Here is a 22828-nt window from a genome sequence, read left to right on the forward strand (position 1 = left end):
GGCTACCCTGAACTGTACTGCGAGGAGATCTCCTGCGAGCTTAAGCCTCTTATTCCTATAGTGATCCTTGTCATCAGCCTCCCTCCTACCAAGCATAAACTCTATAAGCTTGAGAGCCATATAGCCTAGGTAGAGGGCCTTCTTAAGCCTATCATTCTTGCTAGTGCCTAGGTGGGGTAGGAAATACCTATCTATGATCTGCTCAGCCCTCTCAATTCTAACCTCCCTAGGCTGTCCAACAGCAACCCTATTACCTATAAACTCTAGGGCATCTGTAGAGGTCTTTATCTCAGCGCTCTGTAGCAGAGATGGTATTAGCTCCTTCTGGATCTCCTGATCAGGTGATACAGCTAGTGCTATCTCATAATCACTCTCAAGCCCTAGAGCCCTCATCATAACCGCGAAGGGTATCTTACCAGTCACGGCTGGGAAGGATATGTGGAGCGTCCCATCCTTATGGCGATCCAGTATTATGGGTACTCTATAACCTGTTGTTGCAGATACAACCTTCGCCATATGGGTTACATTGAGCCCCTCCTTAGCATAATCAACTATCACCCTGTTCGGAGCTAGATCCTCCTGTGCTACTAATATCCTCTCGCTACCATTTATTATGAAGTATCCCCCAGGATCCTTTGGATCCTCTCCGATCTCTCTAAGGGTCTTCTCATCCATAGTGCTGGTGGGATCCTTAACACTTCTAACCATAACAGGTATCTCGCATAGAAGTATAGGCTCTGGAGATGCGCTCTTGATCCCATCCTCCACAAGCACTATATTAACATAGACAGGGGCTGCATATGTGAGATTCCTTATCCTACATTCCAGGGGGGTTATAGATGTGTTTATACTCCCATCAAACTCCCTAACCTGTGGATTCCCTATCCTAACATCTGTTATCACTGCATAGAAGTTTGGTGAGGAGGTCTGGACAATAGATTCCTCCTCAATGATCTCCCTGAGTCTCCTGGTTATAAAATCGTTATAGCTGTTTATATGCTGCTTAACAAGCCCCTTCTCCCTTATAAACCTCTCTATAACGATCCATCTATCCTCGGGAGTTGGGAATGTATCGATCCTCTGCATAGACCTGGCATCACCCCGCTATAACATATCTATAAACAACAATCTCACCAGCAGTCTCGCTCTTCCTAATAACCCTAATGATATCCCCAGGCTTAGCCCCAATAGCCCTAGCAACAGGATCGCTAGCCTTTATCCACGGAAGCTGCTCAGGCCTAACACCCAGCTCCCTCAATATCTTTATAGCCTCCTCAATAGGCACAATCTCATGCCTAGGGACAAGCTCATGTTTAAGAACATTAAATCTCTTCTCAGACATCTAACAACAACCACCCTCTTCTCTGTATATATTTGGGTCTCAGAAAAGATATAAGCTTTCCATCCTCATCCTCAATTTAGATATTATGGGAATTCTAGCTCTCTTCAGCAAGGCTGGCAACCCCTTTTAAGTTTTGCTAGCATGGAACATTGCTGTCTGAGGTGTACGAGCAACGAGCAGGTGCGAGATAAAGATGAAGCCCCAAACTCCTCTGCACTCGCTGTAGAGGGTATGGTAGAGCAATGCGGGTACAGAGAAACATATGAGGGGTAAAACCCTCTAGAGAGATTTCTAGCATGAATATAGTGTTTATTATTAATACCTGGTTCCAATATCTTATAGGAGACCAGCTATGGAAGATCTTAAGTCCAGGATTTTGAGGGAGGTGAATAGGAGGAGGGATGAGCTTGTTGAAGAGGTTAGGAAGCTACTTAGAATGCCGAGCATATCTGGGAGTGGGGAGGGGATAAAGGAAACTGCCTCATATCTAAGGGATTGGATCTCTGATAGGCTTGGGGCACAGGTTACGCTTCTAAGCTATGGGGGTCATCCAATTGTATATGGGAAGCTAGATGTAGGGGCTGAGAAGACCGTTATATTATATAATATGTATGATGTCCAGCCTGTAGAGCCTCTAGAGCTCTGGGAGTCTCCACCATTCGAGGCTAGGATTGCTGGTGATAGGATTATAGCTAGGGGGGCTTTCAACACTAAGGGTGCCCTCATGAGCTCCCTGATTGGCATAGAGATTCTTGCTAGGATGGATAGGCTTCCTGTAAATATAATCTTTGCTTTAGAAGGTGAGGAGGAGCTTGGAAGCCCTTCCATGCCAAAGTTTGTTGAGGATAAGTTTTCAGAGCTTAGGAGAGCTGATCTAGTCTATTTCGCCTTCCCCTCCGAGAGGGTTAGGGGGAAGCCAACTATTGTTCTTGGTAACAAGGGTATAGTGTTTGTCGAGCTTAGATGCAGGGTTTCGAGGTACGATGTTCATAGTAGCTATAGCAGGGGTCTATATAACCCGGCAGCTGTTCTAGCTAGGATAGCATCTCACCTAATAGATCCTCTTGAGGGTCCGAGGATACCATGGCTTGAGGAGAAGGCTATAGGCCCGACGGAGGAGGATCTCAAGTACCTCAAGGATCTTGAGGAGGCATCTCCAGCTGAGGAGCTTCTACAGCTCTACGGGGTTTATAGGCCGAGGCTGAGGGGTAGGGAGTGGTATATAGCTGTTCACTTCAAGCCAACGGTTAATATAGATGGCTTCTCCTCAGGATATACAGGGCCTGGCACAAAGACTATAACCCCTGGCGAGGCTGTTATGAGACTTGACTTTAGGCTAGTCCCCAATATAGAGCCTGAGGATGTTATAAGGGGTCTGGAGGATCTTGTGAAGAGGCTGGGGCTATCCGATCTCGTTGAGATCAGCGTTAAAGATGCCTATACATGGAGCAAAACAGATCCTAGATCCCCCTATGTGGAGGCTGCTAAGAAAGCCTATAGCGATATCGGGATGAAGCCATATATAATACCCATCCTACCTGGATCAGCGCCAAGCTATCTCTTCACAAGGAGAATAGGGATCCCAATGATAACAACAGGCCCCGGACATGGGGGCAGAGCACATGCTCCCAACGAATATATAACGATAGATACAATCCCAGGCATTGCCAGCTACACAGCTCTCTACATGCTGGAGGTTGCTTCGGTGGGAAGATAGAGTTGAGGCTTAGAGATGTTTTCCCCCTTCTATCCTTATCTATCCTGGTGATAATGCTTTCATCGATAAATGTAGCTGGGGATTATAGGGATCAGATAGATGTTGCCGTGAGAATAGAGCCTCCACTTGTGAAATACTATATAAATATATCCTCCGATGAAAGCCCTATATCGATTGCAATATCTATTCCAGAGGGACAGCTGATATGCACAGCCTCCCCAGAGGTTAGGCTACAGCTTATCTCAAGCTCTAGATATCTAGCAATGATCCAGGGGAGAGGGCTATTGGTATGTGCATCAACAGGCATTGAGATTACCAATGGAACTCTATACGCAACTATATACCCGATCATTGTTAATGGATCGGCACATAACATATCAGAGGTATGGCTCCCATACTACCTAGTTAACACAGCATCATCGCCAAATCCAGCCGAGGTTCTACCAGCACAGGACAGCGGCTACATACTCCGCTTCGGAGTAAACGAAACAATATATATAAAGGTAAGGATCTTCCCATATCCAAGGGAGCTTATGAAAGAAGCATCAACACTTACAACCCCCACCCAAAATAGCCATGTAACCCCTAATCAAGAACCTATAACCCAGATCCTCCTATACACGGGAATAGGGCTTTTAGGAGGAGTAATAGGCTACACATCCCCCAAAATAGCCAGGATCGTGAGATCTAAAATGGCTAGAAGGGATCTCGATAAAGAAATAATGGATCTTCTATCCAAGAATCCAAAAGGCATGTCGCTATCCCTCATATCAAAAACACTTAACACCCCAAAATCAACAACATGGAAAAGATTGAAAAGACTAGTCGAAGAAGGCTTGGTGGAAGAATTCGAAGGTCCGGGAAAGGGGAAGCTATATAGACTTAAGAAGAAGGAATAAGTGTTTTTAAGTAGAACACTCCTATATCTCGTTTTAATTATTTTTAATTTATACGAGATGCCCCGTTATATATATGAGTTATATCGTTGAGCATATCTATACATATGGCTTATATAAGCTCTACCCAATATATCTCATTGATGTAGGTGAGGGATATAGGAGAGGATCTGGTGTGTTATATGCTCTGCTATGCAGATGTAAGCTCTTTATACATCCTAACATATATATTGTGGAGACAAAGCTGTTCCCATACCATCTGGGGGTAGGCTGATCCTTGGAGGAGAGGATATATGCTGAGCTGGACGCCCTTAGAGAGGATCTGAGGGTTCTCATTGAGAAGAGGGATAGGGTGAGGGAGGAGTTCTCAAGGCTTGTTGAGGAGAGGAGGAGGCTGATCTCTGAGATAAGGGATCTTAGGGCTGGTCTTAGAGAGGCTAGGGAGGGTAAGGCTAGGCTTGTAGAGATGGTGAGGGATCTTAGGAATAAGCTGAGGGAGGCTAGGGAGAGGTTTAGGGCTAGCATATCTAGGCTTGATGAGATTAGAAGGGCATATCCTGATCTTGAGAGGCTTGCAGGTGTCTCGATAGCCTCTATAAAGAAGAGGATAGACTCTCTTGAGTGGAAGATCATGACAGGCCAAGTTGATCCTGATGATGAGGAGGATATAATAAGGAGTATAGCTAGGTTAGAGACACAGCTTAACAAGATCCTCAAGGCTAAGAATGCGAAGAACATGATTACAGAGATAAGGGCTGAGATAGCCTCTGCGAGGATAGAGATAGAGGATATAAAGAGATCCATCTCAGAGGTCTCTAAAGGGATTGAGGAGTTTAAGGCTAAGGAGAGCCAGGCAATAGCCGAGATAGAGAGGAGAAGAGCTAGGCTGGAGGAGATCTCTAGAGAGCTCGATAGACTCTCAGCAGAGAGGGAGAAGATATATGAGGAGATAAAGAGGAAGAGGGAGGAGATAAATAGCCTTAGGAGCAAGCTGAGAGAGCTGAGAGCTATGAGTGAGAAGAAATCTAGGGCTGAGAGACTTGGTGAGATAAGGAAGAGGGCTGAGGAGAAGCTAGCATCTGGAGATAGATTAACATTTGAAGAGCTCCAAGCCCTATATGGTTTAGAAGTAGAAGGGGGTAGTGAGGAGAGGGTTGGAGAAAACCCCTGAGAGTATAGTGATTGTGGTTATAGATTATGACGATGATCTGGGAAGGGCTGGGCTAGAAACCCCCATAATCGGGGTTAAAAGGGTTTCCGAGGCAGCATATAGCTATGCCCTTGCAAGGCCTGAGGACTCGGATGTAAACGCTCTATTCGCAGCGATAAAGATCTATAGGGAAATGGAGGAACAGGGCTATAAAGTAGAGATCGCAGCCATATCAGGCGATCAGAGGGGTGGTTTAAGAGCTGTTGAGAGGATAAGGAGCCAGCTTATAGATGTTATCAATGCGGTAGGTGCTAAGGCAGCTATAATAGTCTCCGATGGCGGCGAGGATGAAAAGATAATTCCTGTGATAGAATCTATAATACCTATATATTATGTAAAAACAGTTGTTATAGAGCAGTCTAGATCTGTTGAGCAGACATATATACTGATCTGGAGGTATATTAGGAAGATCCTTGAGGAGCCGAGGCTCTCCAGAATCGCTATAGGCTATCCAGGCTTTCTCCTAGTACTCATAGGGGTTATGGCTTTATTCAACCTTCTTCAGCAGGCGCTGCTAATAGCAGTTATATTCCTCGGACTTGTAATGATTGTGAGGGGCTTTAACCTAGAGGATGTCTTCATCAATATGTGGAGGAGAAATCCCAGCGGGGTAATTCTAACAGGAATGGGGATAGCGGTTCTAGCAATAGCTATAATGCTAACATGGTTCAGCCTCCTATCGAGCTACCAGACATACCAGAGGGATTTCAAGATAGTAGGGGCATTACTCGAGAACCTCTCATGGCTATACGGCCTATCAATAGCCCTCCCAGTTCTCGGATTAGTTGTGAGGAGAGTCCTGGCTAGATCTATAAAGGCTTGGAGACCAGGGATGGCACTTATAGTGATAGTGATGTTCTCAGTACTGTTAAGAGATATAGGAGCGGTACTAGTATCCCTACCAGATAACGCTGGTACAAAAGAGATAATAGATGCTATGTGGGGTAGCAACGCATTCCAAAGCCTCCTACTAATTGTAGCAGCTATCTTGATTGCATCATCGCTACTCCAATTCGCAGAGAGGGTTGTTAGAAGGACTAAAGCTGGTAGAAAGAGGCAATAAGATTCACCTACGGCTGAAGATCTCGCTCTTTAGGGCGGAGAGGAGGTCAGATCTACGTATACTCCACATTCTATGGTCATGCAGGATGGCTTTCACATCCCCATCAGGGCTCAATAGTAACTAGGCATGGTAACTCTTGCCAACGATCGATCTTCCAAGGCTCTAGTGTTGAGATAATAGAGCTGTTCTGCTGATCAGCTTTCTATTAACTCCAGGGCTCAGTACTCTAGATATTTTTATACTATATATCTAACATATATATCCTGTATATCTAATATTTTGGGGATATGTATTGAGAATTACGGGATCTATATTGGCTATAATAATGCTTATAATAGGTGTGATAGCTGGATATGCCGGTGGATCTATAGTTAGCCAGCCCAGACCTCCACAGATAGCCACAGCTACTGTAACGGTGGCACAGCCACAGATAACCACCATAACACAGTCGATTGTCCAGGCATCGTATGGGCTCCAAGGCGAGATACCAATAGGCGCTCTCCTACCCCTAAGCGGAGCTGGTGCTAGTGATGGAGCTAGAATGAGGGTTGCGGTTCTAATGGCTCAGGATGATCTCAATAACTTCGTTAAAAACCTTGGAATACCGGTAACCTTCAGGGTTTTGATCGAAGATACAGCTACAGACCCTACCACGGCTCTTAACAAGCTCACATCACTCTATGCAAGGGGTGTTAGGACTTCTGAGGGTCCATATACGAGTGCCGAGTTAAGGGCTATAAGGGCATATGCCAATAGCAATAAGATAGTTCTCTGTAGCCAATCAACGGCAGCGGATCTCGCGCTGCCTGATTATGCGTTTAGGCTACCTACTAACGATCTCTTCCAAGCTAAAGCCCTAGCCAGGCTTGTTATGGATTACGGCGTTAAATATACCGCAATAATATATAGAAACGATCCTTGGGGGAAGGGTCTCGCCGATTCCTTCTCCTCTAGGTTCACAGCTCTTGGAGGATCTATTGTTGGATCACCTATACCATACGATCCCACCACATCATACTTCTCAAGTTATGTCGCAACCCTAGCCAGCATTGTTAGAGATGCTGTAACGAGATATGGTGCTAAGAACGTTGCAGTAGTCACCATGAGCTTCGACGAAATAGTAGCAATATTGAGCGCTTCACAGGGCTATCCAGAGCTCATGGGGATCACATGGTTTGGCACAGATGTAACCGCTGGCAACCCAAAGGTTATTTCAGAGGTTGGGGTGGTTGCTGCTAGAGTCAAGCTAATAAGCACAGTGTTTGCAGTAACCAGCAGCCCCGTATATCAGGCCCTCAACCAGAGATATAGGGCGATAGGGGGTGGGGAGGATATGGGTACATATGCAGCTACAGCCTATGACTGTATATGGCTCATAGGATTATCAATACTACTTGCAGGTAAGAATGATGGGGAAGCTATCGCAAAAGTCTTCCCCCAAGTAGCATCAAGATACTTCGGTGCAAGTGGGTGGACACTCCTAGATGAAAACGGAGATAGAGCTGCTGGGAGCTATGACATATTTGCTGTAACTATTAGCGATGGAAAGCCCACATGGATTAGAGTCGCTACATGGGACTCAACAACAGATAAAGTAACTTGGATCACAAAGATATAGTAGTATAACAATATAGAGTTTAAACGCAGGGAAGCCCGTGAAGAGGCTTTTTACAACGAAGGCTTGTTTTTAATATGGAGATAGAATTCCCAATCCCTCAAAGCAGTTTTGAAGTCCATATCCTTATGCTCCTTGCTACTAAGGTATTATCCCTGTTTAGTATAGAAGGGTGTTTCTTTGAAATATCGTTAATGTGCTTAATATATGGGGTCAAGACTTCTGCTAGCTATCTCAATAGGTTTAGCTCAGCTTCTATCCCCTATTTATTGATCTTTATAGTCTTTCTATTGTTAGGTTTATAAGATTTTTATGTATATATCTTCTGGGAATATCTTGAAGATATATGGTTCAGATATATATAGGGATCTTATTGAGATCAAGAATAAAAGACCCCTGATACACCATATAATGAACTATGTTGTTATGAATGACGCTGCAAATGTAACCCTTGCTATAGGTGCTTCACCAATAATGGCACACGCGATCGAGGAGGTTGAAGAGCTCGCTGCCGTCGCGGATGCTATCTATATAAACATAGGTACGCTAGATAGCCATTGGATACCATCGATGATCGCTCTTGCTAAGGCTGCCTCTAGGAATAAGAAGCCTCTGATCCTAGATCCTGTTGGTGCAGGTGCTACTAGACTTAGAACAGAGACTACCATAAGGATCTTGAGGGAGGCTGAGGTAACCATCCTCAAGGGTAATGGGGGTGAAATAGCAGCTATAGCAGGTAGCAGGGGTCTTGTTAAGGGTGTAGACTCCCTTGGCGAGGCCACCATCGATGTAGCTGAGAAGGTTGCGAGAGAGTTCAGCACAACGGTGTTTGCATCAGGCCCTATAGATATTATCTCAGATGGCTCGAGGTATGCTGAGGTTAGAGGAGGTTCGGAGCTCTCTAGATATGTGACTGGTATGGGCTGTATGCTGGGATCTATAGTATCTGCGTTCGCAGCGGTGAATAAAGATCCTCTGAGGGCTTCTATAGACGGCTCTGTTTTCTTTAAAAGGGCTGCCGAGCTGGCCTCTAGAAGGGCTAGAGAGCCTGGGAGTTTTAAGGTTGAGCTTATAAACGCTATATACTATATAAGCCTAGATCATTTGAGGGATGTTGAGGTTGAGATAAGATCTAGGAAGTCTTCTCAATAGCGCGTAGAAATAGATCCTCGATGGACGCTCTGTTAAGCCTCATCTCAATTATATAGCCCCCTGAATCCCTGATCACCTCGTAGATCCTCTTCCTAATGATCATATCATCTCCATCGCCTCTTATATAGATTTTAATCTTATTCCCTATAGTCTCCACCTTTTTAACACCATCAACCTCCTCTATAAACCTTGAAACCCCTGGGATCTCATTGTAAAGGGTTATCTCAATCTCCTTATCGCCCCTCAATATTGATTCAACCTCCTCCCTAGTACCGGAGGCAACGATTCTACCCCTGTTTATTATAGCTATGTGGGTGCTGATCCTCTCCACCTCCTCGAGTATATGGGATGAATATAGTATTGTCTTCCCATCTCTAGCAAGCCTAACAAATAGATCTTTGAACTGTATCCTCGCCTCAGGATCTATACCCATGAGGGGTTCATCCAGTATTAAAAGCTCTGGCTCTGGGAGTATTGCTTGTGCAATGGCGAGCCTCTGGATCATCCCCTTGCTATATGTACCGATCTTTCTTTTAGAAGCCTTTTCAAGCCCTACAAGGGATAGAACCTCAGAGATCCTAGTCCTAGAATCTCTTCCAAGACCATATAGATCAGCTGTTAGTCTTAGATACTCCTCACCACTCATAAAATCGGGGAAGGATGGGAGCTCGGGTACATAGCCTATTCTGGACATCACCTCCGAATGCCTAGACCGCGGATCTAATCCTAGGATCTCTATATAACCTCTATCCTGTCTTATAAGCCCAACAAGGATCCTTATAAGGGTGCTCTTACCAGCCCCGTTAGGGCCTAAAAGGCTATAGAGAGATCCTCTGGGAACCTCTAGATCTATACCATCTAAAGCAGCTATATTCCCATATCTCTTAGACACATCCTTAGCCCTGATAACGATCTCTATAGCCTTTACCCCACTACATAGTATTTTTTAGAAGATATTTTCCATAGATCTAGGTTTATTAAACTGGTAAAGAGCATTGATACAACTCTGAATCAGAGATCATCGGTTTTCTGCTAAGACTTCCAATAATAGTTTGGGCAATACCTTCTCATGATGATCGTAATCCATAGATATGCTTCTGATCCCCAGCCCAGCGAGGATCTTAATAGCCCTCTCTATACCTATAGCCTCTACCGCTTTAGTTGCTATCCATTGAAGCCTCAGAGATCTGATCTCATCTCTTATTAATTTAGAGTATCTCTTAAGAGCCTCCTCATCCTCAGATCTCCTGAGGGCTATTATGAGAGCCTCAACCTGCCTAGATGCTGGGTATAGGCCTCCACCGCTAAAGGGTTTTGCGAAGCCGGCCGAGTCTCCTATAGCTATTACACGGCCTCTATAGTGTTTCATAAGTGGATAGCCTCTAACAATTAGCCCCCCATATGCTCCTCTTAGATCATTACCCCTTAGATATCCCAACCTTCTAAGCACTAATAGATAGATCCTTAGAGCCATATTGGTGTAGTCTCCAAGCTTAGAGGCCATACCAGCTATAGCCTCTCCATCGCCAAGAGGTACTAGCCATCCGAAGAACCCCCTGAAGATCCTATCATCTACGAAGACAAGTATCTCTTCTTCATCTATATCTCTAGATATATTTATATATCCTTGAACACCTACTAACAGATCTTGTTTCCTCGATAGCCCAAGCTTCCTAGAGATATTGTTTAGAGAGCCCTCTGCTATAGCTACAAGAGATCCAGCCACCCTTTTAAACCCCCCTTTTCCATGGATAACAACGCTGCCCCCAAGATCTACTGATAAAACCTTTGCCCTAGTATGTATCTTCGAACCTATATCCTCAGCCTCTCTAGCTAGGAGCTTTTCAAGTAAGATCCTATCTAGCTTATAGATCCTCTGGCTAGGCTTGAGGATAACCATATCCTCCCCCGCCGTGTTTAAAACCCTTATATATCTATAGCTAGAGACAATACTCTCCCTAGCAGGAGCCCCTATGATCTTTATAGTATCCCAGCTAACAAGCCCGGTGCAATGAGGCGGAACCCCGATGCTATGGTTCTCCTCGAAAACCTCGGAGCCGGGGATTCTGGATGCTAGGAGGAGGCCTGAGAAGCCTCCCCCAACCACTAGGATCTCTCCCAAGGCCTCCCAGCTACCCCTGTGTCTTCGCAGGTCTTCTCAGGCCTAGGGATGAAAGGGCTTTAATCACATCTTCAACATATTTGTTAACCTCATTAATATCTATAGATTTAGCCTTGAGATCCCTGTAGATGATGCTCTCAACAGCTGAGTAGCTTTTATATTTCTCATTAAGATATTTCCATCTAACCCCTTTAAGCGCCTCGGCTATATCGCTTCTAAATGGTATGGCTCCCCTTAGCATTAGGAAGGCTATTATTGGATAGCCTATATATCCTCTATATGTGGTTCCATTATCACTGCTATCGGCTATTCTCCTATCTAGATCCACATATACTCTATAGCTTCTATCCCCCTCGGAGCTGATTACTATAGCCTCTTTATCAGAGGTTATCTTGATCCTCCCATCAGCTATAGCTCCTAGAGCCTCGAGAACCTTTATCCTCGGGGGTATTTTGAGGGGTTGCAAGCTATTCCCTCGAGATCTTCTCTGAGTATTTCTCATAATTCAGCAGGTCTCTAACCTCATCTCTATTCAATAGCCTTATCTTGAAGATCCAGCCCCCGCTATATGGCTCGTGGTTTATAAGCTCGGGCTCCTCCCTAAGCCTCTCGTTAACCTCTACAACCTCCCCCGAGACCGGGGCGTAGAGGTCCGCAACAGCCTTTATACTCTCTATAACCCCTACCGAATCTCCCTTCCTAACTCTAGAGCCTTTCTGGGGTAGCTCAACACCTATTATGTTTTTAAGCTTCTTCTGCGCATAGTCCGTGATCCCCACTACTGCTATGTCACCCTCGATCCTGACCCACTCATCTGTCTCTGTGTATAGGAGGTTCTTAGGCACTCTATAGCCTTTCACAACAACCTCTTCCATATGCTCACCTCTTTATCAATGGGTAATCAAGTATTTTTGCTTCATATAGCTTACCCCTAACCTCTATATCCACACTCATTCCTGGGAGTGCATGGCTACTCCTAACATAGCCCATCGCTATCGGCCTCTCGAGATATGGTGAGTATGCTCCGCTGGTTATATAGCCTATCTCCTCACCGTCATATAACACTCTATACCCCTTCCTAGGTATGATCCTAACGCCTTTTTTAAGCCTAAACATATACCTAACCCTTGTAACCCCTCTTCTACCGATCTCTCTGAGGGCTTCGCAGCCTATGCAACCACTCTTCCCCCTTGTGAAGACCCAGTATCTAGCTTCTAGAGGGTTTATATCCTCTCCTATATCTTCTCCATATAGCACATATCCCATCTCAAGCCTCAGGCTATCCCTTGCTATGAGGCCTGCTAGCTTGATCCCTATGGATCTAGCCTCCTCCAAAATCCTAGAGGCTGTTGCAGGGCTCGCAATGATTTCAAAGCCATCCTCTCCGGTCCACCCACTCCTACTTATAACCTCTACCCTCCCAAACCGTGTTTCGAGGCCCTCTATAAACTCGAGGGGTTTGAGGGCCTCGGCATCTCCGAGCCCGAGTCTGGATAAATATTGGGGGGAGCTTGGGCCTTGTAGGGCTAGCATTGCTGTATCCATTGTGATATCCTTTATAGCGACTCTATAGCCTTCTATAGATATCCACTCGCCGAGCCATCCATAGATCTTCTCCCTATTGATCGCATTACACACTATGAGCCATCTATCCTCCGCAAATCTATATAGCATAACATCATCCCTAAAACCCCCCTTCTCATTTAGAAAGGCTGTTGGGCCGAACATGGATTTATCCTTTGACTCACCTAGATCCTTTGGGAGTAGCTTATCAAGGAGTTCGAAGGCATCGCTCCCCTCAACAAGGATTCTACCCATATGGCTTATATCGAATAGAGCAGCATCGCTTCTAACAGCCATATGTTCTGAAAAGGGATCTCCATAGCTCATAATTGTCTCGAAGCCCGCGAAAACACCTACATCGCCTCCAAAGCTCTTTAACAGTTCGAGGAGAGGTATTTTAAGCATCTAACCACCAATGTATATATCTATGAACAATATATAGAGCTCTAGATACGTGGTGGGGGATTTCTTAAATATCGATCAGCTCTATATATGTTATATGGGGCTTATATGGAGGATCAAAGGATATTCTTTATAGAGGATCTTGTTAGAAGCATATCCTCAAAGGATCCTGTGCATGGGTGGGATCACATTGTAAGGGTTAGAAAGCTATGTAGAAGGATAGCCTCTGCAATAGGTGATAATGTGGATCTATTGGCATTAGATCTCGCAGCCCTTCTACACGATATAGGAAGATTCATAGGAGGCCAGGGACACCATGCAGAGGTTTCTGCAGCATTTGCAGAGAAGATCCTGAGGATGCTCGGCTATAGCGATGACGTGGTGGCAAAAGTAGTTGAGGCGATAGCCAGCCACAGCTATAGCTATGGCCAGGAGCCCAAGACAATCGAGGGGAAGATATTGAGTGATGCGGATAAGATAGACGCCATAGGCGCTATAGGTGTTGCAAGAACATTTATGTTGGGAGGCATATGGGGTAGAGGCATAGGGGAGACGGCTAAGCATTTTGAGGAGAAGCTCCTCAAACTATACGATAAGCTATATCTAGAGGAGTCTAGAAGAATAGCATATGAGAGAAACGAGGCTATCAAACAATTCTATAGACAGCTTCTAAGGGAACTTTCAGACACCTCATACTAAGGTGGATAGGACTTTTAACCATAGATCTCTCTATAAAATTAGAAGAAGATCTGGATCGAACAGCTATGGATTCAGAGTATTTTGTACACTGCTATCCCTTGGCTTTCTCCCCATGGCGTTCCTTATATAGAGAATAGCCAGGACTAGGATCGAGATCTGTCCAAGGTCTAGGGCTAGGGATGAGCCCGATGGCCCTTCTATCCTTATAAAGAGCGGTAGTAATGCTATGTGTACCCCTTGCACCATTCTTGTATATATATCTAGATAGTTTATAGGTATCAGGGCTGCCAGTGCTAGCTCTGTTACATATAGCGGTGTTCTCGCATTTGTTATAAGGTATATGAGTAGGAATGAGAGGGCTATCAATAGGTCTGCAAATGCCATTAGCTGGTATGGCCTTATATATGCTAGTATATAGCTCTGGGTGAATATAGATGGTAGCGCTATGAGGGATATTATCATAGATATCATATATAGTAGAAAAGCCAGTATGATCCTCGCTATGCTATTCATAACAGCTCCTCAAATAGGTGGTCATCTAAGCCTCTTAATAGTCTCTATAACTGCCTCTGTAAACTCTGTTGTTGATAGCGGCTTTACATTCTCATAATGTCTAGCAAGATCCTGGGTCATCTTTCCAGAGGCTATTGTCTCCTCAACAGCCCTCCATATAAGCTCCGAAGCCTCTACCCAGCCTATATGCTCTAGAAGCATGGCCCCTGCAAGGATGGTTGCTGAGGGGTTAGCCACATTCTTACCAGCGTACTTAGGTGCTGTGCCATGCACCGGCTCGGCGAATGCGAAGATATCCCCTGCGTTGAGGCCAGGGGCTATCCCTATACCCCCTACTAGGGCGCTTGCTGCATCGCTTAGATAGTCTCCATTGAGGTTCGGCGTTACTATCACATCGTAGTCCCAGGGCCTTGTTATGATCTGCTGGAACATGTTATCAGCAACCCTATCGTTCACCACGATCTTTCCTGGTGGCGGGTTTCCACCATATAGCTCTGCAACCTCCTTCTCGGTAACAACATATTCTCTGAACTCGCTGAGGGCAACCTCGTAGCCCCAGTTCATGAAAGCCCCCTCTGTATACTTCATTATATTCCCCTTATGCATCAGGGTCACCACCCTCCTCTTATGCTGGATCGCATATCTAAGGGCTTTCCTAACATGCCTCTTAGTCCTGTACTCGCTTATAGGCTTCACACCTATCCCTGTATCTGGTGTTAATTCGATCCCGAACTCCCTGTGTAGGAACTCTATAACCTTTAAAGCCTCCCTGCTACCAGCCTGCCACTCTATCCCAGCATAGACGTCTTCTGTGTTTTCTCTGAAGATAACTAGGTTGATCTTCTCCGCATATCTGCTTGGAGCCGGGACTCCTCTGAAATACCTCACAGGCCTTATATTGGAATATAGATCTAGCTTCTGCCTAATAGCAACATTTATAGATCTATGTCCAGTACCGATAGGCGTCTCCAGAGGACCCTTAAGGGTTACCTTAGCGAGCATCATACCCCTCAGAGTATCCTCTGGGAGGAGTGTTCCGAAGAGCTTCTCAGCCTTATAGCCTGCGTAGAGCTCCCACCAGATAATCCTTCTAGAGCCTCCATAGACCTTCTCAACAGCAGCATCTAGAACCCTCCTAGCAGAGCTAACCACCTCGGGGCCTATGCCATCACCCTCTATATAGGCTATGATGGGCTTGCTAGGAACTCTATAGGCTCCATCCACATACTCTATAAATGAACCCTCATCAGGAGGCCTGATCTTCTCGAGTGAGGCTATCAATGCGACCGCCAATAATAGTTATGGTTCAAAAGATAAATAGCTTTAAAACCCCTTTGGATTTGATATTAATAAGCTATAGATCCCTGGGATCGCATCAGCAGATGATCTGATATCTATGCTCCTTGCTCAATTGCCTTCTTGATATTCGATATCACCTCATCTACAAGCCTCTTTGCAACATCATCTAACAGCCTACCCCCAAGGGATCCTACTAGCCCGCCTACGTTACCCTCGAAGATCCACTTTATCCTTGTAACACCTCCACCTAGATCTTCTAGATCGAATGATAGGGAGAGATCTGCTGTGCTTTGAAGCCCCATACCCCTGCCAACAACCTTCGCATGATCATAGGGTTTCTTCTCCTCAAATCTTAGCTTGAAGTTCATACTACCCTTGAGATGTCCTATCCCCATCGTAGCCCTGACAGAGAAGTTATTTTCATCCGAGACCTCAACCTTCTCAACACCTGGGAATGCTCTAGCTACTCTCTCTGGATTTGTTAGGAACCCATATACCTTCTCCTTGGGAGATCTCACTTCGAAAGATCCTGTATATTGGAGCTTCAATGAATACACCAACATCTATATCTGTGAAATATTATAACTATTATGGCGATCTACCGCTGGCCCTAGCAACCCTATGTAGATCCTCCATTTCCACAATCCTATCAAGCCCAACCGCCCTAGCAGCCTCCAGATCGTGTGACACTATAACCAACCCTGTGCCAAGGGCCCTCCTCCTCTGAAGAGCCTTTATAAGGGTAGATCTCTTCTCGCTGTCAAGATATGTGAACGGCTCATCCAAAAATATGATCTCGGGATCAAGTGCAAGGGCCCTAGCTATTGAGACCATGTGAGCGTTTCCCCTCTCACGGTACTTTTAGTTATTTTTCGTTAGTTTTAGTTCCGTGAGAGGGGTTAGCCCTTGGTGTGGGATCAATAGCTTCACCCACACCTCATGGGGCTCTGTCGAGGGGAACGCCACGCCCCTCCCATCTGGTGATAGATATCTCAAACCTATGTTTATAGCACCTATCATGTCTCTATCCATGGTTAATCCATTGCTCAGCCTTGCTAGCCTCAGCTGTATTTTTATGACCTTTACCCTTCTACCCCCTCTCAACGCAACGCGAATCACAGAGGGGGTATAGTTTTTGATAGGCTTCCTGCTAAAAGGATCTCTAGAGGAGGAATATGCCTCTGACTCCTCAACAACATATAATGGTTTATTATTCAATATCTCTACTAGCTTTGAGGCGCACCACTGGTGGATCCTATGCCTAAGATTTTTCTTACTAGCCTTGCTAGCCATTCTATTCTTACCTCTATGGGCATTTCCAATAACTACAGCTGCATCATATCTCCTTGCAATTTCCTCGATGATCCTAGCTGTCTTGTATATGATCTCTTCTTTCCTCTCCCCCTCACGAAGCCTTCTAAGGGCTTTCCTAGCAACCCTATCCCTAGTGGATCTATTCTCCGCTATCCTTCTCCTCCTCTCAGAATAAGCTATAACTATTCTACCAATGTTAGTCTCAACCCTATAGATCTCATGTAATCTCCTATCTACAAAAACAGCTAGTGTAACATTATTCTCATTTATATCCACTGCAACAGCATTGCCAGGTCTATATAATATCTCGAATTCTTTTACAAGGGTTAGATACACAAGGATCCTCCCATTGGATAGTTTTAGCTTCAACTCGCTAGATGGTTTCCAATTGTTATAGAGATATCTATGTAGCTGTTTATGATTTCTATAGATTATTCTGATCCATCCTCTATGTGTTCTAAGCTCTATATATCCTTCTCTCAATCTCCAATCCTGGGAATCAGAATATGTTATCGTTATACTCCTTATCTCTGGCTTATCCTTTCTAGCCTGCCCCTTCTTTTTCTTCTTTCTAAATGATTTAGCCCTTCTAACAGCATCTCTATAGCATCCCTTGATAACCCTTGTGGGAAGCCATGGATATTCCTCTCTAAACCTATTGTAGAAGATCCTATGTAATGTTTCTTGAGAAGCACTATGCTCTATAGCATAGTCTAGCATTTCCCGAAGCATTGTTCTATAAGCTTCAGAAATCTCTCTAAGAGCCTGCCTACCAAACCTATTAGTCCAGCCTTCCAGGATTATTGTTCTTTTAAGGATCTTTAAGAGCTTCTCCAACACCAACCAAGTAAGTAGAAGTAACTAAAAGTATTTAAATTTAACGTTTAATCAGAAACAGCCTTCCCTCTTTCTTAAACTGGAGATACGTACCTGTGTCACTGAGTGTATATCCCTTCAGCTCGTTAGCCATTACTAGATCCTGATCCATGCCACAGCCACACTCCTTATACCAGCCCCTCCCCTTGGGATCCAGAGCTGTTTTATTCCATATAGAGAGCTCCTTAACATGCGTTCCAGAGTTATCCCCCCTCGAGATAAACATCGCTCTCCCACTCTCACCAGCCTGATAGATCTTTTTGAATGCCTCAACAACGCTTTGAGATCTATTAGCCTGAGCAGGATCCTCCTTAGGGCCTACTAGTATGAAGAAGTTATATGCAATTATCCTCCTCCCCTCTATAACCCCTCTATCCATATATTGCTTCTCAAGGCTCGGAGCATGGACGAAGACCATGCAGGAGTTCCCCTGCTCAGCTATCCTTAGCGCAGCGCCTGTTCCAACGGCTATGAACTCTATCCTCACATTGCTATGGCTCTTCCTATATTCATTGGCAAGATAATCTAGAAGGCCTGTAGCATATAGAGAGGTTGTGGTGGATACTCTAAGCACTACCTGTTGTGGGGATAGGAGGTAGTTAGCTACATAGTAAATGGCTATCGCTGATAGGATCACTGCCACAGCTATTCCCGCTACTAGATATCTGGAGAGCCTCATCTAGACACCAAATTCAATTGCTAAGAAAGCTATAAAATATATCGTTATCAGATAATAGATAACAAATATATGTTTTGCATATTATTAAATCCAGAGGGATATGGAGGAGGGTTTGGATATAAGGGTTAGGTATAAACCTATCATTGAGATCAAGGGGAAACCTGTTGTTGATGAAGAGCTCATATCGATCCTAGCTGGGGTGAGGGAGAAGGGGTCGTTATTAGCTACTTCAAAATCCCTCGGAATACCCTTTTCAAAGGCCTGGGAGAGGGTCTCTACTGTGGAGAAGCTAGCGGGGAGGAGGCTTTTAAACACTAGGAGGGGTGGGAAAGGGGGCGGTGGATCCAAGCTAACCGAGTTTGGAGAGTATTTGTTAAAGCTATATATAGATGCAAAGTCTAGGCTGGAGGAGGCAGGCCTCTCAGCACCCTCAACGCTGGGAGGGCCAGGGGGTGGGCTTGTGGTGGCTCACAGCCACGATCCACTTCTATCAATTATACTAGGTAGGCTCTCATCCAGGGGGGTTGATGTGAGGGGTATATGCATAGGATCTGGCTTATCCCTGGCAATGCTATCCCTAGGCGAGGCTGATGTCTCGTGTACACACCTCTACGATCCAGAGACGGGTATATATAACAAGCCCTATCTAGAGAGGCTCTGGCTCGTTGATAGAGTTGAGATGATAGGCGGATATATGAGGGAATTGGTTCTCGCATTTAGAAGGGATATTGGGATCGATGATCTTGAGGAGGCCCTCGAGGGTATAATAGCTGGGAGATATAGAGTTGCTATGAGGAACAGAGGGTCTGGGACTAGGGTCTATCTAGAGCAGATGCTGAGGAAATACTCTGGGAAAAAGGGTAGGGGGCTCGAGGGTATAAGGATCTCGGGTGAGGAGCTATATACCCATGAGGAGGTATGTGAGGCCATAGCCTCTGGAAAAGCTGATGTAGGGCTCACGCTGAGATATACAGCTGAGAAGCATGGCTTGAGATGGATCCACGTGGCTTGGGAGGAGTATGAGTGCTACGCTTTAAGGGATAGAATGTGGAAGGCAGGGGTTGAAGAGCTTAGAAGACTCATGAGCCCCCAGGTGGTTATGGGGCTAGCTGAGATAATGCCTGGGTATAGGGTGAAGAGCTAGTATTTATCCTACTCAAATATATTCTGCTAGATAATTCGGTTCTCCGGGTTATAATAGGTTTATATTCTATCACACTATATTCTTCTGACCAGGGGTCTGACCCCATGGCCGGGGTTTCTAGAAGGGTTCTCTCCATCATGCCCAGCCCCACCATGTGGATCCAAGAGATGGTTTCTATGCTGAGGTCTAGGGGTTTCAACCCCTATGCCCTACATGTCGGCCAGCCAGGTATACCGCCTCCTAGGGAGCTTATGGATAGCCTGTTGGAGAGTCTTAGAAGCAGGGTTAGCGATATATATCTCTACACATACACATCCCCCAGGGGGCTTCAAGAGCTTAGAGAGGCTGTTTCAGAGGATCTAGCTGCTCTAGGCAGGCCGATGCCAAATCCTAGGAGAGGTGTTGTGATCACTACAGGGGGTATTGAAGGGCTATATGCTTCGATAGCATCTACAACAGATCAAGGTGATCCTGTTGGGATAGTTGTCCCAGCTTATTTCCATTTCTACTCAATCCTAGGACTTCTAGGCAACAGGATTGTTGAGTCGATCTCATATCCAGAGCTATCCCTCTCAGAAGAGATGTTGAAAGACCTATTCTCGAAGACCAGAGCTGTTATAATAGCCAACCCCGATAACCCTACTGGAAGAGTTCTCAACAGCTCTGAGGCGAGACTCCTAGCGGATCTGGCATGTGATAGGAGGGTATATCTCATCCACGATATAGCATATTATACACTCTATTACGAGGCTGAGAGAGTCTGGCCTGAGAGATGGTGCTACGAATATGTGATCACTGTTGGGACATATAGCAAGGATCCTGGTATCCCGGGGTGGAGGCTCGGCTTTATAGCTGCTGAGGAAAACATAGCAGATGCTATAGCACATGCTAGAGAGGCCACAAGCTATAATGCCCCTCTACCATCTCAACTACTGATTCTAGAGTATCTGAGGGGGAGATATAGGGAGAAGTTCCTGCCAAAGATTATAGAGGAATATAGATCGAGGAGGGATGAGCTTGTAAAAAGCCTAGAGAAGCTCCTGCCAGAAGCTAGATATAGAAGGCCTGAGGCTGGTATCTTCATCTATGTAGATCTATCTAAATATCTATCAAAACCCTCAGACCAATGGGCTAGAGAATTAGCTAGCGAAAAGGGAGTAATAGTAGTTCCAGGAACACTCTTCGGTCCTGGAGGGGAGAAGTGGGTTAGACTTAGCTTTTCATGGGAAGATAAGTATAGATTGAGAGAAGCGGTAGAGATAATGTCATCATATCTCATAAATAGAGCGAGATCTGGGCTTCATAGCATTGAAAGGAGTTAGATCTTTATAAAATCGATCACTAGAAAATCTATAACCCCTTTTAACACTATTGGTTAATAAACAATCATCGGATCCAGAGACATAGGCTTTCACATATTTAGACATATTTAGAATAGCATTAACTTAGAGATCCTAATGCTATTCAGGAGTAAATATATACCAGCTATCTCGGCTTTAAAAGGATAGAAGGCTAACTAGATCTAAAAGCTATAGCTTATAGGGCTAGGGTAAAAGGTGGATGTAGTTAAATTTATATAGTTTATTTTATAGCATTAATAGTTGTGAGGATTGAGTTGAAAGGGGGGCCAGGATTTCTCCTCTTAATGGATCTTGATGGGACTATGTGGGATCATAAGAATGTGTCAGAATTGATCCCCCCTTTTAAAAGGATTTCGGAGACAAGGGTAATCGATTCTAGGGGTGTGGCTGTGAATCTATACATCGATTCTCTGAAGATACTCCTCTGGGCTAGGGAGAGAGGGGCTATCATCTCTAGCCTCAGCTGGAACGAGCCGGAGAAGGCTTTAGGGGTTCTCGATGCATTCGGCATAAGAGATCTATTTCACTATCATATGATTGAGAACCACCCCAACAAAGATCGGATGATCCTTAAGCTTTTAAACATTCTTAAAGAAAAGGGTCAGGATATCCCTCTCTGTAGGATCGTATATATAGATGATAGAACAATCCATTTAGATGCGATCTATAGAAACATAGGGAGAATCATCTTCCTACAGGCCTGGAGAGACTTTAGAAGCTATGAAGAGGCTATTAGGAAGATAGAATCAAACATTATAGATTGTTATAATCTATAAGGATCAAAAATAATGTTTTGCAGCCGATGGTTTAAGAAATAAGAATCCTTGTAGAGCTAAATACAGCTGGATCGTTTCTAGCAAATTTCTAGCATAAGCCATTGCAATAGTCTTATCTAATCTATTAGATTTATCGATCTATTTCTTTATTAGTCTGCTCATCAGCTCGCTAGAATCGACTACCTCGGCCCCATATACTTTTCTTAAGTATTCAAGTCCCTCTATATGCTCCTTCTCAGTAAAGGCATCAACACCATCTCTAGGTACTATAATCCTATAGCCCTTGAAGAAGGCGTCAGCTGCTGTGTGTCTCACGCATATATTTGTGTGGAGTCCTGTGAGGATTACTGTATCGATCCCTAAGGATCTGAGAAGCATATCTAGTCCTGTTTCGTGGAATGCGCTGTAAGCCCTTTTCTCCAATACATAGTCACCTTCTCTGGGTTTGAGCTCATCGACTATCTCAGCCCCTGTAGTTCCTTTCATTGAATGCTCACCCCATATCCTTATCTCTGGGTCGCTTGGTAGATGTGCATCTCCCACATATATCACGGGTATGCCGTTCTCTCTAGCTTTTTCAATTAATTCCTTTAGCTTTGGAACAAGCTTTTTAGCTCTCTCATTTCCTAGCTTCCCATATACAAAGTCTTTATTCATGTCTATAACTATGAGGGCGGGCTTCAAACCATCACCGAACATATGTTCGCTAAGGGCTATATAAACCTTAACACTCCAACTTCAAGTATAGCAGAATTATTTCCGCAGAGATTATGCCTTAACCTTTATATACCGTGCTATCTACACAATAGCCTATACAGGGTTATAGAAGGTGATAATAGCCTACGAATCCCTCTGCCCAGCTTGTAAAGGCGATATAGATTCCCATAGACTCTCTCTAGGCCTTCCTTGTAGAGGGTGTCTTGCGAGGGCTCCTGAGGGGTTGGAGGCTATAGAGGATCCCTTTAGAAGGGCTGCTATCCTTGTAGAGCTTTTGAGGAGGGGCTCTGGGGATTATAGCTATATAGCTTCTCAGGAGGAGGAGTTCAGCGATTTCCACGAGTTCTTCAGAGGCTTGGTTGGGTATC

At 44.8% G+C, this 22828-nt stretch carries 25 protein-coding genes; 11 read left to right on the plus strand and 14 right to left on the minus strand.

Annotated features, from left to right (window positions below):
• Together QXE01_05270 and QXE01_05275 are read right to left on the minus strand one after the other, a co-directional pair.
• Nucleotides 1-1086 (minus strand): DNA-directed RNA polymerase subunit B'' (locus QXE01_05270; protein MEM4970644.1); only part of this gene is annotated, 1086 nt, incomplete at its 3' end.
• A gap of 10 nt (nucleotides 1087-1096) precedes the next feature.
• Nucleotides 1097-1342: a DNA-directed RNA polymerase subunit H gene (locus tag QXE01_05275; GenBank protein MEM4970645.1), complete on the minus strand. Its 246-nt coding sequence runs from the start codon at nucleotides 1340-1342 to the stop codon at nucleotides 1097-1099.
• Nucleotides 1343-1694: 352 nt separating this feature from the next.
• On the opposite strand from QXE01_05275, the gene QXE01_05280 reads away from it, so the two are divergent.
• From QXE01_05280 to thiM, 6 genes are all read left to right on the plus strand, one after another.
• Entirely contained in the window at nucleotides 1695-3059 is a 1365-nt protein-coding gene (locus tag QXE01_05280) for a M20/M25/M40 family metallo-hydrolase (protein ID MEM4970646.1), read from the plus strand.
• A gap of 2 nt (nucleotides 3060-3061) precedes the next feature.
• Entirely contained in the window at nucleotides 3062-3958 is an 897-nt protein-coding gene (locus tag QXE01_05285) for a winged helix-turn-helix transcriptional regulator (GenBank protein MEM4970647.1), read from the plus strand.
• Between the two features lie 274 nt (nucleotides 3959-4232).
• Nucleotides 4233-5126: a hypothetical protein gene (locus QXE01_05290; protein MEM4970648.1), complete on the plus strand. Its 894-nt coding sequence runs from the start codon at nucleotides 4233-4235 to the stop codon at nucleotides 5124-5126.
• Nucleotides 5098-6228 (plus strand): DUF373 family protein, encoded by a 1131-nt coding sequence (locus QXE01_05295; protein ID MEM4970649.1) that lies wholly within the window; start codon nucleotides 5098-5100, stop codon nucleotides 6226-6228. The genes QXE01_05290 and QXE01_05295 overlap by 29 nt, the downstream gene beginning before the upstream one ends.
• A gap of 292 nt (nucleotides 6229-6520) precedes the next feature.
• Nucleotides 6521-7846 carry an ABC transporter substrate-binding protein gene (locus QXE01_05300; GenBank protein ID MEM4970650.1) on the plus strand — a complete coding sequence of 442 codons (1326 nt, stop codon included), beginning with the start codon at nucleotides 6521-6523 and terminating at the stop codon, nucleotides 7844-7846.
• Nucleotides 7847-8179: 333 nt separating this feature from the next.
• Nucleotides 8180-8995 carry a hydroxyethylthiazole kinase gene (gene thiM, locus QXE01_05305; protein ID MEM4970651.1) on the plus strand — a complete coding sequence of 272 codons (816 nt, stop codon included), beginning with the start codon at nucleotides 8180-8182 and terminating at the stop codon, nucleotides 8993-8995.
• Here the strand turns inward: thiM and QXE01_05310 are convergent.
• The 5 genes from QXE01_05310 to gcvT all read right to left on the minus strand — a co-directional run bounded on the left by QXE01_05310 (nucleotide 8976) and on the right by gcvT (nucleotide 13085).
• Nucleotides 8976-9887: an ABC transporter ATP-binding protein gene (locus QXE01_05310; GenBank protein MEM4970652.1), complete on the minus strand. Its 912-nt coding sequence runs from the start codon at nucleotides 9885-9887 to the stop codon at nucleotides 8976-8978. The two genes, thiM and QXE01_05310, sit on opposite strands and share 20 nt — an antisense overlap.
• Before the next feature lie 126 nt (nucleotides 9888-10013).
• Complete coding sequence (locus QXE01_05315) at nucleotides 10014-11117, minus strand: NAD(P)/FAD-dependent oxidoreductase (protein ID MEM4970653.1); 1104 nt, start codon at nucleotides 11115-11117, stop codon at nucleotides 10014-10016.
• Between the two features lie 10 nt (nucleotides 11118-11127).
• Nucleotides 11128-11583, minus strand: a complete 456-nt coding sequence (locus QXE01_05320) for a hypothetical protein (GenBank protein ID MEM4970654.1) — start codon at nucleotides 11581-11583, stop codon at nucleotides 11128-11130.
• 1 nt (nucleotide 11584) lies between these two features.
• Nucleotides 11585-11992 (minus strand): glycine cleavage system protein GcvH, encoded by a 408-nt coding sequence (gene gcvH, locus QXE01_05325; GenBank protein MEM4970655.1) that lies wholly within the window; start codon nucleotides 11990-11992, stop codon nucleotides 11585-11587.
• A gap of 4 nt (nucleotides 11993-11996) precedes the next feature.
• A complete protein-coding gene (gene gcvT / locus QXE01_05330) occupies nucleotides 11997-13085 on the minus strand; it encodes a glycine cleavage system aminomethyltransferase GcvT (GenBank protein MEM4970656.1) in 1089 nt (362 codons plus the stop codon).
• A 105-nt stretch (nucleotides 13086-13190) separates the two neighbouring features.
• Here gcvT and QXE01_05335 point away from each other — a divergent pair, with 105 nt between their 5' ends.
• Entirely contained in the window at nucleotides 13191-13781 is a 591-nt protein-coding gene (locus tag QXE01_05335) for an HD domain-containing protein (GenBank protein MEM4970657.1), read from the plus strand.
• A 63-nt stretch (nucleotides 13782-13844) separates the two neighbouring features.
• On the opposite strand, the gene QXE01_05340 is transcribed toward QXE01_05335, so the two are convergent.
• The 6 genes from QXE01_05340 to QXE01_05365 all read right to left on the minus strand — a co-directional run bounded on the left by QXE01_05340 (nucleotide 13845) and on the right by QXE01_05365 (nucleotide 18462).
• The gene (locus tag QXE01_05340) at nucleotides 13845-14294 is read right to left on the minus strand and encodes a hypothetical protein (protein MEM4970658.1); all 450 of its coding nucleotides are present in this window, start codon (nucleotides 14292-14294) and stop codon (nucleotides 13845-13847) included.
• Between the two features lie 21 nt (nucleotides 14295-14315).
• Nucleotides 14316-15575 (minus strand): isocitrate dehydrogenase (NADP(+)), encoded by a 1260-nt coding sequence (gene icd / locus QXE01_05345; protein MEM4970659.1) that lies wholly within the window; start codon nucleotides 15573-15575, stop codon nucleotides 14316-14318.
• Nucleotides 15576-15688: 113 nt separating this feature from the next.
• Complete coding sequence (locus QXE01_05350) at nucleotides 15689-16141, minus strand: SRPBCC domain-containing protein (GenBank protein MEM4970660.1); 453 nt, start codon at nucleotides 16139-16141, stop codon at nucleotides 15689-15691.
• A gap of 40 nt (nucleotides 16142-16181) precedes the next feature.
• Nucleotides 16182-16427, minus strand: coding sequence for a hypothetical protein (locus QXE01_05355; GenBank protein MEM4970661.1), 246 nt, complete (start codon nucleotides 16425-16427; stop codon nucleotides 16182-16184).
• A gap of 27 nt (nucleotides 16428-16454) precedes the next feature.
• Entirely contained in the window at nucleotides 16455-17744 is a 1290-nt protein-coding gene (locus tag QXE01_05360) for an IS200/IS605 family accessory protein TnpB-related protein (GenBank protein ID MEM4970662.1), read from the minus strand.
• 40 nt (nucleotides 17745-17784) lie between these two features.
• Nucleotides 17785-18462, minus strand: coding sequence for a substrate-binding domain-containing protein (locus QXE01_05365; protein ID MEM4970663.1), 678 nt, complete (start codon nucleotides 18460-18462; stop codon nucleotides 17785-17787).
• Between the two features lie 100 nt (nucleotides 18463-18562).
• Between QXE01_05365 and QXE01_05370 the strand changes: the two genes are divergently transcribed.
• From QXE01_05370 to QXE01_05380, 3 genes are all read left to right on the plus strand, one after another.
• A complete protein-coding gene (locus QXE01_05370; GenBank protein MEM4970664.1) occupies nucleotides 18563-19606 on the plus strand; it encodes a substrate-binding domain-containing protein in 1044 nt (347 codons plus the stop codon).
• Nucleotides 19607-19710: 104 nt separating this feature from the next.
• Nucleotides 19711-20928, plus strand: a complete 1218-nt coding sequence (locus tag QXE01_05375; protein MEM4970665.1) for a pyridoxal phosphate-dependent aminotransferase — start codon at nucleotides 19711-19713, stop codon at nucleotides 20926-20928.
• Nucleotides 20929-21221: 293 nt separating this feature from the next.
• Complete coding sequence (locus QXE01_05380) at nucleotides 21222-21743, plus strand: magnesium-dependent phosphatase-1 (protein ID MEM4970666.1); 522 nt, start codon at nucleotides 21222-21224, stop codon at nucleotides 21741-21743.
• Between the two features lie 138 nt (nucleotides 21744-21881).
• On the opposite strand, the gene QXE01_05385 is transcribed toward QXE01_05380, so the two are convergent.
• Nucleotides 21882-22427, minus strand: coding sequence for an isochorismatase family cysteine hydrolase (locus QXE01_05385; protein MEM4970667.1), 546 nt, complete (start codon nucleotides 22425-22427; stop codon nucleotides 21882-21884).
• Between the two features lie 145 nt (nucleotides 22428-22572).
• On the opposite strand from QXE01_05385, the gene QXE01_05390 reads away from it, so the two are divergent.
• The coding region (locus QXE01_05390) for a hypothetical protein (protein MEM4970668.1) at nucleotides 22573-22828 on the plus strand (256 nt) is incomplete at its 3' end.

The organism is Sulfolobales archaeon, from assembly GCA_038897115.1.
In the GTDB taxonomy this organism is placed as follows: Archaea; Thermoproteota; Thermoprotei_A; order Sulfolobales; family AG1; genus AG1.